Genomic DNA, 13,674 nt, shown 5'->3' with positions numbered 1-13,674 from the left:
ATGCAGCAGTTGATTGAATCGGTAGGCGCACTCTCTCCCGAGAAACGCAAGGCGCTGGCGATTCTACTGGGCAAACAGGGCATTAACCTCTATGGCATTGCTCCGATTTTTCGGCGCACTGCCGGTGAGCCCCTGTTGCTTTCCTATGCTCAGGAGCGGCAGTGGTTTCTTTGGCAAATGGAACCGGACAGTGCGGCTTACCACATTCCGACGGCTCTGCGATTGCGCGGAGCGTTGGACATGGCGGTGCTGCAACGCAGCTTCGATACGCTGATCGAGCGTCACGAAAGCCTGCGCACCGGTTTTGCCCGTGGGGATCAGGACCGGGCCATTCAACTCATCAACCCACCGTTTGCGCTGCCGCTTGAGGTGCGCGCCGTGAACTCGGCAATCGATGAGGCCGCACTGCGCGGTCTGATCGAGGCTGAAATCGCCCAACCGTTCGACCTGGAACAGGACCCGCTGTTGCGAGTCCGCTTGCTGCGTCTGGCCGAGGACGATCACGTGTTGGTGATGGTCCAGCATCACATCGTTTCCGATGGCTGGTCGATGCAGGTGATGGTCGGCGAGCTGATTGAACTGTACGCCGGTTTCGCCCGCGGCACGCCTGCGGTGCTGGCGCCGTTACCGATTCAGTACGCCGACTTCGCACAGTGGCAGCGCAGCTGGATGGACGCGGGGGAGCGCGAGCGTCAGTTGGCCTATTGGGTCGAACACTTGGGCCGCGATCCGGGTGTGCTGGAGTTGCCGACCGATCATCCGCGTCCGCTGGTGCAAAGTTACCGGGGCGCACGACTCGACTTGCCGCTTGAAGGCGCACTGGGCAAAGGCTTGCAGGAGGTTGCCCGGCGCGAAGGCGTGACGCTGTTCATGTTGCTGCTGGCCTCGTTCCAGACCTTGTTGCACCGTTACAGCGGTCAAGACGATATCCGTATCGGCGTGCCGATTGCCAACCGCAATCGCGCTGAAACCGAAGGGTTGATCGGCTTCTTCGTCAACACTCAGGTCTTGCGCGCGACGATCGACAGCAGCATGACGTTCAGCGCGCTGCTGGCCCAGGCCAAGCAGTCGGCCCTGGGGGCGCAGGCGCATCAGGACCTGCCGTTCGAGCAATTGGTCGAAGCCTTGGCGCCGGAGCGCAGCCTGAGTCGCAGCCCGTTGTTCCAGGTGATGTTCAACCATCAGAGCGGTGCCCGACAGACCGGTCAGGCCATGCAGCTGCCGGGCCTGGCGGTCGAGAGCGTGAACTGGGACAGCCTCACGGCGCAGTTTGACCTGACCCTGGAAACCCATGAGTCGCCTGAAGGGGTCTGGGCGTCGCTGATTTACGCCACTGACTTGTTCGACGCCGCCACCATCGAGCGCATGGGTCGGCACTGGCAGTCGTTGCTCAAGGGCATCGTGGCCAGTGCGCAGCAACGGGTCGGTGAATTGCCAATGCTCGACGGGGCCGAGCAGCAATTGATGTTGCGCGACTGGAACCGGGCGGACGAACCGTTCGCCAGCGATCTGTGCATTCACCAGCTCATTGCCCGGCAAGCCGCTGCAACGCCTGATGCCCGGGCGGTGACGTTCGCCGAGCGTCACCTGACGTACGCCGCCCTCGAAGGCCGGGCCAATCAGTTGGCGCATGCCTTGATCGAGCGCGGGGTCGGCCCGGAAGTGCGGGTCGGCGTCGCCATGCAGCGTTCGGAAAACCTGCTGATTGCATTGCTCGCCGTACTCAAGGCCGGCGGTGTGTATGTGCCGCTGGACCCGGACTATCCCGGCGAGCGCGTGGCTTACATGCTGGAAGATAGCCGCGCCTTGTGCCTGCTGACCGAGCGTGAGGTGGCTGCGAGTCTGTCGGTCGCCAGCGGCACCGATGTGCTGCTGATGGACAATGCCGAGGCCGACTTTGCCGGTTTTCCGCAGACGGCGCCGGTCACTCGGGTGCAGGCGGACAACCTCGCCTATGTGATTTACACCTCCGGTTCCACCGGCAAACCCAAGGGCGTGGCGATTGCCCATCGCAACGTACTGGCGCTGATCGACTGGTCGAAATCGGTCTACAGCCGCGACGACATCCAGGGTGTTCTGGCTTCCACGTCGGTGTGTTTCGACCTGTCCGTGTGGGAGCTGTTTGTCACCCTGGCCAATGGCGGGTCGCTGATCATTGCCCGCAATGCCCTCGAGCTGGCGCAGTTGCCAGCACGCGATCAAGTGCGCCTGATCAACACCGTGCCCTCGGCCATTGCCGCGTTGCAGCGCAGCGGCGACATTCCACCCGGCGTGCGCATCATCAACCTGGCCGGTGAGCCGCTCAAACAGAGCCTGGTCGACACGTTGTATGCACGCGCCACGGTCGAGCATGTCTACGACTTGTACGGCCCTTCGGAAGACACCACCTATTCCACCTGGACCCGCCGCACCGCCGGCGGTCAGCCGAGCATCGGCCGGCCACTCAAGCACACCGCCAGTTATGTCCTCGACGGCGAGTTGCAACCCGTGCCACAGGGCGTCGCAGCCGAGCTGTACCTGGCCGGCGCCGGGATCACCCGAGGTTACCTGGCGCGTCCCGGCCTGACCGCGGAAAAATACTTGCCCAACCCGTTTGGCGCACCGGGCGAGCGGTTCTATCGCACCGGCGACCTGACCCGTTATCACGCGGACGGCAACTTGCAGTACGTCGGGCGTATCGACCATCAGGTCAAGGTCCGCGGGTTCCGTATCGAGCTGGGCGAAATCGAAGCGCGGCTGTTGCAGCAAGACGCCGTGCGTGAGTTGGCGGTCCTGGCTCAGGACGGCGCGAGCGGTCAGCAATTGGTGGCTTACATCGTGCCAACCGTTGTCACCCGTGACGCCGAGGCACAAGCGCGCTTGAGTGAGGTGCTCAAAGCGGCGCTACGCGAACATTTGCCGGAATACATGGTGCCGGCGCACTTGCTGTTTCTCGACGCCTTGCCGCTGACGCCCAATGGCAAGCTGGATCGCAAGGCCCTGCCCAAACCGGATGCAGCGCTGGTGCAGCAAACCTACCTGGCCCCTGTCAACGAGATCGAGCAGCAGTTATGCGAGATCTGGCAGGGCGTATTGGGGGGGGAACGCGTCGGCGTGACCGACAACTTTTTTGCGCTGGGCGGCGACTCGATCATCTCCATTCAAGTGGTCAGCCGAGCCCGTCAGGCGGGCCTGCGCCTCACGCCAAAGGATTTGTTCCAGTTCCAGACCATTCAAGGCCTGGCCCGTGTTGTCCAGGTGGGCGACTCGTCCCTGAGCATTGAGCAAGGCCCGATCACCGGCATCACGCCGCTGTTGCCGTTCCAGCAGCGGTTTTTCGACACCGAGATTCCCGAGCGTCAGCGCTGGAACCAGGCGTTGTTGCTCAAGCCGGCCGGCGCGGTAAACGCCGCCATCCTTGAGCGGGCCTTGCAGGCGCTGGTGTTGCACCACGATGCCCTGCGTCTGAGCTTTACTCAAACCGACGGTGGCTGGACCGCGACTCACCGCGCGGGCAATGCCCAAACGCTGCTGCAATGCGTGACGCTGCAGCAGGCCAGTGAAGTCGAAGCCGTGTGCGATGCGGCGCAAGGCAGCTTGAACCTGGAGACTGGGCCGTTGTTGCGCGCGGTGTTGATGGAGTTGGCCGATGGCAGTCAGCGCCTGTTGCTGGCGATCCATCACCTGGTGGTCGATGGCGTGTCCTGGCGGGTGCTGCTGGAAGATTTGCAGCGCGCCTGTGAGCAGCTGCAAAGCGGTCAGGGGGTCTCGCTCGCGGCCAAGACCAGCCCGTTCAAGGCCTGGGCCGAACACCTTCAGACTTATGCCGGCGATGCCTTGCAACCCGAACTGCACTGGTGGACTGAGCAACTGGCTGGCGTCACCGTCGATCTGCCGTGCGACAACCCGGACGGTGGTTTGCAGAACGCCCAGGCGCTGAGTGTCGAAACCCGACTGGATCCGGACCTGACGCGTCAGTTGCTGCAACAGGCCCCGGCCGCGTATCGCACACAAATCAACGACCTGTTGCTGACGGCACTGGCGCGGGTCATCTGCCGCTGGACCGGGCAGGCATCGGCCTTGATTCAACTTGAGGGCCATGGTCGCGAGGAGTTGTTCGACGACATCGATCTGAGCCGCACCGTGGGCTGGTTCACCAGCCTGTTCCCGGTCAAGTTGACCCCGGCCACTGCGTTGGCCGACTCGCTCAAAGCGGTCAAGGAACAACTGCGCGCGGTGCCGAACAAAGGCATCGGTTTCGGCGCCTTGCGCTATCTGGGCGATGCCCGGGCCCGTGAAACCCTGGCGGCACAGCCCGTGCCGCGCATCACCTTCAACTACCTGGGGCAGTTCGACAGCCAGTTCGACGAGACGGCGCTGTTCGTGCCGGCCAGTGAAAGCACCGGTCGCGAGCAGAGCCCGCAGGCACCGCTGGCCAACTGGCTGGACGTCAACGGCAAGGTTTATGGCGGCGAGCTCAACCTGAGCTGGACATTCAGCCGTGACATGTTCGATCCAGCGACGATTCAGCGCCTGGCCGACGACTATGCCAGCGAGCTGAGCGCACTGATCGCTCACTGCTGCGATGCCAGTCATCGCGGCGTCACGCCTTCAGACTTCCCGCTGGCAGGGTTGAACCAGCAACAGCTGGATGCGCTGGTCGCCGATCCGCAGTGTGTCGATAACATTTATCCGCTGTCGCCGATGCAGCAGGGCATGCTGTTCCACAGCGTGTATGAGCAGGATTCGGGCGAGTACATCAACCAGATGCGCGTCGCGGTGCAAGGGCTGGATGTCGAGCGTTTCCGCCAGGCCTGGCAAGCGGCGCTGGAGGCGCACGACATCTTGCGCACGCGGTTTGTCTGGGGCGGCGAGCAGGCCCGACCGCTGCAAATTGTCGAACGCCATGCCGAGCTGCCATTCACCGTTTACGACTGGCGCGGGCAACCGGCCGACAACCTGGATGCACTGGCCGAGGCCGAGCGCAACCAGCCCTTCGACCTGACGCGGGTGCCGCTGTTGCGCCTGGTGGTGATACGCACCGCTGACGACCAGCACGAATTGCTCTACACCAGCCACCACATTCTCATGGATGGCTGGAGCAACTCGCAGCTGTTGGGCGAGGTGCTCCAGCGTTATGCCGGCCAGACACCGGCCGCGACAGTCGGGCGCTACAGCGATTACATCGCTTGGCTGCAATGTCAGGACGGCCAGGCCAGCGAACAGTTCTGGATGGCCCAATTGGCCCGGCTCGATGAGCCGACACGCCTGGCTCAAGGCCTGGCGGACCGCTCGGCGCCGGGCATCGGCACTGGACATGACCAGCATCAGCACTTGATCGATGCCACCGCCACACTGCGCCTGGGCGAGTTCGCCCGGGCGCAGAAAGTCACCCTCAACACCCTGGTGCAAGCGGCCTGGCTGCTGCTGTTGCAACGCTACACCGGCCAGTCGACCGTGGCGTTCGGCGCCACGGTGTCTGGGCGTCCGGCCGACTTGCCGGGCGTCGAGCAACAGGTTGGGCTGTTCATCAACACGTTGCCGGTGATCGCCCGTCCCGAACCGCAACTGACCGTCAGCGAGTGGCTGCAATCGGTGCAGGCGTTGAACCTGTCGCTGCGCGACTTCGAGCACACGCCGCTGGCCGACATTCAACGCTGGTCGGGGCAGGGTAGCGATGGTCTGTTCGACAACCTGCTGGTGTTCGAGAACTATCCAATTTCCGAAGCGCTGGAGCAGGGCGCGCCGCTGGGTCTGAGTTTCGGCCCGGTGGACACCCGAGAGCAGACCAACTACCCGCTGACCGTGGGGGTCAACCTGGGTCAGACGCTGTCGCTGCATTACAGCTTTACCCGGGAACATTTCAGCCTGGAGGCGATTGTTCGGCTGAACGCGCAACTGGCTTCGTTGCTGGAACAATTCTGCCAATCCGCCAGCGTGCGCCTTGGTGCCCTGACGCTGCTCAGCGCCGCCGAACAGGCGCGTCTGCACGCCAGCAATATCCCGCAACCGTGCACTGACCCGCTGCCGGTGCATCAACGCATTGGCGTGATCGCGGCGCAACTGCCTCACCGTGAAGCGGTTCGGTGCGGCGATCAGGTGCTCAGCTTTGGCGAGCTGGACACCCAGGCCAACCGACTTGCGCACCTGCTGATCGCCGAAGGCGTGGGGCCGGAAGTTCGAGTCGGTGTGGCGTTGCCCCGCAGCCCTTCGATGCTGGTGGCCTTGCTGGCTGTCCTGAAGGCTGGCGGCGCCTATGTGCCGCTGGATGCCAGCTACCCCCGTGAACGTCTGGCTTATCTGATCGAAGACTCGGGCATCGCACTGTTGCTGACCGATTCGGTGTTGAGCCAGCAATTGCCCCTGAGCAATGGTTTGCGTGCACTGGAACTGGATCGACTGTCGACCGAAGATTTCCCCGGCACTGCCGCGCAGACCAGCGTTCACGACGAAAACCTCGCGTACGTGATTTATACCTCCGGCTCCACGGGTCAACCCAAAGGCGTGTGTGTCGCCCATGGCCCACTGGCGATGCATTGCCAGGCCATCGGCCAACGCTACGAAATGACCCCGGACGATTGCGAACTGCACTTCATGTCGTTCGCTTTCGACGGTGCCCACGAGCGTTGGTTGACGCCGTTGACCCATGGTTCGCGCCTGCTGATGCGCGACGACAGCCTCTGGAGCCCGGAACAGACCTACACCGCCATGCAGCAGCACGGCGTGACCGTGGCGGCATTTCCGCCGGTGTATTTGCAGCAATTGGCTGAACACGCCGAGCACGTCGGCAACCCGCCAGCCGTGCGTATCTACTGCTTCGGCGGCGACGCCGTGCCCAACGACAGCTTCGAGCGGGCACGGGCAGCGCTGGCGCCGCAGTACATCATCAATGGCTATGGGCCGACCGAAACCGTGGTCACGCCGCTGATCTGGAAGGCCGGCCGCAATGACGTTTGCGGTGCGGCTTATGCGCCCATCGGCACGCGCATCGGTGACCGCAGTACCTGTGTGCTCAGCGACGATTTGAACGCACTGCCTCAAGGCGTCATGGGCGAGTTGTTCCTGGGCGGCACGGGCCTGGCCCGGGGTTATCTGGACCGTCCGGCGATGACCGCCGAACGCTTTGTCCCGGACCCGTTCGGTGCGCCGGGGGCGCGGCTGTACCGCAGCGGCGACCTGGTGCGCGAGCGTAAGGACGGCGTGTTCGACTATCAAGGTCGCGTGGATAACCAGGTGAAAATCCGTGGTTTCCGCATCGAGCTGGGTGAGATCGAAGCACGCTTGCTGGTGCTTGCCGCCGTCCGCGAAGCGGTGGTGCTGGCGCATGCCGGGCCGAGCGGCAAACAATTGGCTGCCTATCTGGTGCCGACGCAACCGCTTGCAGAGCATCTGCAAGTCGCGTGGCGTGACGACGTCAGGAGCCGGCTCAAGGACAGCCTGCCGGCCCACATGGTGCCGGCGCATCTGATGCTGCTGGCGCAGTTGCCGTTGACGCCCAATGGCAAGCTGGATCGCAAGGCATTGCCAAAGCCGGATGCCAACCTGACGCAACACAGCTACGTGGCGCCACGCACCGACATGGAACAGCGCATCGCCGCGATCTGGGCCGATGTGCTGCGCCTGGAGCGCGTCAGTTCGACGGATAACTTCTTTGAATTGGGCGGTGATTCGATCATCTCGATTCAAGTGGTCGGTCGTGCCCGTCAAGCGGGTATCCAATTCACGCCCAAGGATCTTTTCCAGCACCAGACCGTGCAGGCCCTGGCCGCTGTAGCGCAACTGGGCAGTTCCGCGCTGACGATTGATCAAGGTCCGGTCAGCGGCGAAGCCCTGTTGTTGCCTTTACAGCAGCTGTTCTTTGCCGGCGACATTCCCGAGCGTCATCACTGGAACCAGTCGCTGCTGCTCAAACCGTCCATTCAGTTGCACGCCGATACCGTCGAGCAAGTGCTACAGGCCTTGGTGCAGCATCACGATGCACTGCGTCTTTGCTTCAACGAGTCGGCGTCGGGCTGGACCGCCCGTCACCAGCCGCTGGAGGCCGGTCAAAGATTGTTGTGGCAAAGGGTGTTGGCCGATGCCGGCGAGCTTGAAGCCAGCTGCCAGCAAGCCCAGCGCAGCCTGAACCTGCAAAACGGTCCGCTGCTGCGCGGTGTGTTGCTCGATTTACCGGACAACAGCCAGCGCTTTTTGCTGGTGGTGCATCATTTGGTGGTCGATGGCGTGTCCTGGCGCGTGTTGCTCGAAGACCTGCAAACCGCGTTCACCCAGGTCCAGGCCGGCCGCTCGATTGCCTTGCCGGCCAAGACCAGCGCGTTCAAGACCTGGGGCGAACACCTGCAGCAATACGCTGGCACCCTGGATGCTGAACTCGCGCTTTGGTCTGAACAACTGCAAGGTGCCGCACCGGCGTTGCCTTGCGAACGTCCTGACGCCAGCCTGCAAAACCGCTACGCGCACAGTGTGCAGACCCGACTCGACAAAGCCCTGACCGGCCAGTTGCTGCAACAGGCGCCAGCGGCTTATCGCACCCAGGTCAACGACCTGCTGTTGACCGCGTTGGCGCGGGTCATCTGCCGCTGGACCGGTGATGCCTCGACTCTGATCCAGCTCGAAGGTCACGGTCGTGAAGACCTGTTCGACGCGGTGGATCTGAGCCGCACCCTGGGCTGGTTCACCAGCCTGTTCCCGGTACGCTTGACGCCGTCAGCGACGGTCGATGACTCGATCAAGCAGATCAAGGAACAACTGCGGGCGATCCCCAACAAAGGCATTGGCTTCGGCGCCTTGCGTTACCTGGGCAACGAGTCGGCGCGTCAGCAACTGGCCGCGCTGCCCATGCCGCGGATCACCTTCAACTACCTGGGCCAGTTCGACAGCCAGTTCGACGAGGCCGCGTTGTTCGTTCCGGCCAGTGAAAGTGCCGGCGCCGAACTCAGTGAGCTCGCCCCGCTGGGCAACTGGCTGACCCTCAACGGTCAGGTGTATGGCGGTGAGTTGAGCCTGTCCTGGACGTTCAGCCAACAGATGTTCGACACCGCCACCGTGCAGGCGCTGGCCGACGATTACGCTCGGGAACTGACGTTGCTGATCGAGCATTGCCTGGCGCCGGACAGCCATGGACTGACTCCGTCGGACTTCCCGTTGGCGGCATTGAGCCAGGCCCGTCTGGACAGTTTGCCGGTGCCGGTGCGGGAGATCGAAGACGTTTACCCGTTGTCGCCGATGCAACAGGGGATGCTGTTCCACACCCTGTCCGACGATGGCAACGACCTGTACGTCAATCAGCTGAACTTGTCGGTGGAAGGCCTCGACATCGAGCGCTTTCGCGCGGCATGGGAATGCGTGGTGCAGCGTCACGAGATCCTGCGCACTTCGTTCCATTGGCAGGATGGCCAGGCCTCGCCGGTGCAGGTGGTGCATCGTCAGGGGGTGGTTGATCTGCAAGCGGTCGACGGCCCGATGGATGAAGCCCGACTGGCCGAGTTCGCGCGTCTGGAGCGGGTCAAGGGTTTCGAACTGAACCGCATGCCGCTGCAACGCACGCGGCTGGTGCTCACCGGAGCCGATCAGTATCAGTTGATCTGGACCAGCCACCACATCCTCATGGACGGCTGGAGCAGTTCGCAGCTGTTCGGTGAAGTGCTGCAGCATTACGCCACCGGGCAGGTGGAAGGTGAGAGCGGACGCTATCGTGACTTCATTGCGTGGTTGCAGGATCAGGATCAGGGGCGCCTGGAGCAATTCTGGAAAGGCCACCTGCAGACCCTGGCCGAACCGACGGCGCTCAGTCAGGCCATGCACCCGCGTCATGACTCCACGGAGTATGGGCACCAAGCCCTGTACACCCAATGGAATGCGCAACAGACCGCGACGCTGCAACAGCATTGCCGCGCCCAGGGCATCACGGCCAACACGCTGATTCAAGGCGCGTGGCTGCTGGTGTTGCAGCGCTACACCGGTCAGCACAGCGTGGCGTTTGGTGCGACGGTGGCCGGGCGTCCGGAAGGTTTACCGAATGCCGGCAGCATGCTCGGGTTGTTTATCAACACCTTGCCGGTGATCCAGACCCTGCAACCGGCCCAACGCCTGAATGACTGGCTGGGCGGCTTGCAAGCCTACAACCTTGACCTGCGCGAGCACGCCCACGCGCCGCTGGCGGATATCCAGCGTTGGTCCGGGCAGGGCGGGCAGCCGTTGTTCGACAGCATCATCGTGTTCGAAAACTACCCGATCGACCAACGTCTGGAACAGGCTCAAGGCGGGCTGCGTTTCGGCGCCTCGGCCAGCCACGACGTGACCAACTTCCCGATGGACCTGGCGGTACACCTCGGCGAAGAACTGTCGATCGAGTACCTGTTCCTGCGGGATCGTTTCAGTGTCGAAGCGGTCGAGCGGATTCGCCAGACCATGGAGATGACCCTGCAAGCGATGCTCGATGCGCCGCTTGAACGGCTCGGTAATCTGCAACGCCTGGCGCCGCAGCAATGGCAGGCGCTGCAACAGTGGGGTGGGGAACCGCAAGCGGTCCATCGTCGTGAGCTGCTGCCGGCATTGATCGCTGCGCACGTGGTCCCGCGTCCGCACGCAGTGGCGGCAGAGTGTGCCGGGCAGGTCCTGAGCTACGCCGACCTGGAGCGTCGTTCCAATCAACTGGCCCATCACCTGATGGCCACCGGTGCCGGTCCTGAAGTGGTGATCGGTGTGGCGCTGGAGCGTTCGCTCGACATGTTGGTGGCGTTGCTTGCGGTACTCAAAAGCGGCGCGGCCTATGTGCCGCTGGACATCGATTACCCGAGCGAACGTCTGGCTTTCATGATCGAAGACTCCGGCATGACCCAGATGATCAGCCGTGGCGCCGCCGCTTCGCGCCTGCCACTGCCGGCCGAACTGCCGCTGCTGGACCTGGACCATTTCGACGGTAATCAATACCCCGACAGTGTGCCGGCGGTACAGATGTGGGAAGAAAGCCTGGCGTATCTGATTTACACCTCCGGCTCCACCGGTGTGCCCAAAGGCGTGGCGGTGACCCATGGACCGCTGAGCATGCATTGCCAGGCGATCCGCGAGCTGTATGAGATGGACCACACGACCCGCGAATTGCATTTCATGTCGTTCGCCTTCGACGGGGCCCACGAGCGTTGGCTTACCACGCTGGCGTTCGGTGGCACGCTGGTGCTGCGCGACAATGAACTGTGGACGCCGGAGCAGACCAGTCAGGCGTTGCAGAGCCTGTCGATCGATATCGCCTGCTTCCCGCCGGCCTATCTCAAACAGGTGGCCGAATACGTTGAAGGCAGCGGCATGAGCGCGCCAAAGGTGCGTATTTATTGCCTGGGCGGGGACGCCGTGCCGGAGCAGACGCTGGCGCAAGTACGCCGGGTACTGCGTCCGCAATACATCACCAATGGTTACGGCCCGACAGAAACGGTGGTCACGCCGATGCTCTGGAAGGCGGCCAACGATGAAGCGTGTGCGGCGGCTTATGCGCCGATCGGAAGGGTGGTCGGTCAGCGTTCGTTGTGGGTTCTGGACGATGATCTCAATCCGTTGCCGGAAGGCTTGTCCGGGCAATTGCACATTGGCGGTTACGGGGTTGCCCGGGGTTATCACGGTCGCCCGTCGATCACCGCCGAGCGCTTCGTGCCGGACCCATTCGGCGAGCCGGGTAGCCGGCTGTATCGCAGTGGCGACCTGGTGCGTTTGCGCGCCGATGGCATCCTCGATTACGTCGGGCGTGTCGACCATCAGGTCAAGGTCCGTGGCTTTCGTATCGAACTGGGTGAAATCGAGGCCTGCTTGCGGGCCCAGGACGGCGTCAGCGATGCCGTGGTGATTGCCCGTGACGGCGTTTCCGGCAAGCAGCTGATCGGCTACGTGGTCAGTGCGCAAGACGATGCCGGTGATCGCCTCAAGTCCGCGCTGCGGGCGCAGTTGCCGGAATACATGGTGCCACTGCAGGTGATCTGTCTGGCGCGGATGCCGATTTCACCGAACGGCAAACTTGATCGCAAAGCCCTGCCGGAACCCGAATTCCAGGCCGAGCATTACGTGGCGCCGCGCACCGCTGAAGAGGCGTTGCTGGCGCAGATCTGGGCCGACGTCCTGCAAGTGGAGCAAGTAGGGATCAGCGACAACTTCTTCGAGTTGGGTGGTGATTCGATTCTCAGCCTGCAGGTGATCTCCAAGGCGCGTAACCACCCTGAGTTGAAACTGGACATCAAGCTGCGTGACCTGATGCGCTTCCAGACCATTGGCAATCTGTTCGATCAGCACGTGGTCGCCCAGGCTGGCCTGGCGCCGGATACCACCCATGTGGCACAGGCCGGTGCCTTTGGCCTGATTCCGATTCAGGCGTGGTTCTTCGACGAGAAGATGAGCGAACCGCATCATTTCAACCAGGCCATGATGTTGCGCGCCCGCCAAGGGCTCAACGCTCTGGCACTGGAGCGCACGCTGCAGCGGATGCTGGAGCAGCACGACTCCCTGCGCTTGCGCTTCTTCCAGGATGGCGGTCGCTGGTTCCAGCACTACCAATCGGTGCAGGACAGCTTGCGTCTGGCCGAGCAGAATCCGTTGCTGTGGCAACGTGAAGTCAGTGACGTCGCGCAACTGGAGGCGCTGACCAATGAGGCGCAACGCAGTTTGAACCTGGCTGAAGGTCCGTTGTTGCGAGCCATGCTGGTGAGCCTGCCGGACGGCGAGGTGCGCTTGCTGCTGGTGGTTCATCACCTGGTTATCGATGCGGTGTCCTGGCGTGTGCTGTTGCAGGACTTGCAACTCAGTTACGAAGCCTTCAGCCAGAACCGTGAGCCGGTGCTGGATGTGCGCACCAGCAGCTATCGTGCCTGGGCCGATGGCCTGGCGGCGCAGGTGCCGATGCTGGTCGACAGCGAGCTGGGTTATTGGCTGGAACAGCTCGATCAACCGGGTCAGGACTTGCCGTGCGACAACCCGCGGGGCAAAAACCAGGTGCGTTACCGCGAAGAGACCTTCATGGGCCTGGACGCAATACGCACCGGGCAACTGCTCAAACAGGCACCTGCGGTCTACGGCACGCAAATCAACGACCTGTTGCTGACGGCCCTGAGCCGTGTGTTGTGCCGCTGGAGTGAAGCGTCTTCGGTGCTGGTGCAACTCGAAGGGCACGGCCGTGAGGATCTGGTCGAAGGCCTGGACTTGAGTCGCACCCTGGGCTGGTTCACCAGCATGTTCCCGGTGCGTCTTGCCCCGGTGGCAGAGCAGAATTTCGGTGCCTCCATCGTCGCCGTCCGGGATCAGCTGGCGGGGGTGCCGAACAAAGGTGTCGGCTACGGCGCATTGCGCTACATGGCCGAGGATCCCGTGCAGGCGCAACTGGCGGCATTGCCTCAGGCGCGGCTGACCTTCAACTACCTGGGGCAGTTCGACCAGACCTTCGATGAGCAGGCGATGCTGATGCCGGCTGAAGAGGGAATCGGCGATACCTACAGCCTCGAAGCCGGGCTGGGCAACTGGCTGGAAGTGGTCGGCCAGGTGTTCGACGGCAAGTTGTCGATGCGCTGCATCTACAGCACCCGACGTTATCGCCCGAGCACCATCGAAACCTTGATGCAGCACTATCAGGCGGAGCTGGAAGCGCTGGTCGAACATTGTCTGCAAGAGGCGGCGGTGTAGTCGACTTCTCAACCTTTACTCAAAGGGTCGGTCGCTCTT

The 13,674-nt window shown here is 63.0% G+C and carries 1 protein-coding gene; it reads left to right on the top strand.

The annotated features are described in order from the left end of the window. Complete coding sequence (locus tag ACA070_RS21030) at positions 1–13,635, top strand: non-ribosomal peptide synthase/polyketide synthase (protein ID WP_497448189.1); 13,635 nt, start codon at positions 1–3, stop codon at positions 13,633–13,635. The last annotated feature ends 39 nt before the right edge of the window (positions 13,636–13,674 follow it).

The sequence above is a fragment of the Pseudomonas sp. LBUM1678 genome, from assembly GCF_059695575.1.
This window is presented reverse-complemented; position numbering and strand designations above follow the sequence as displayed.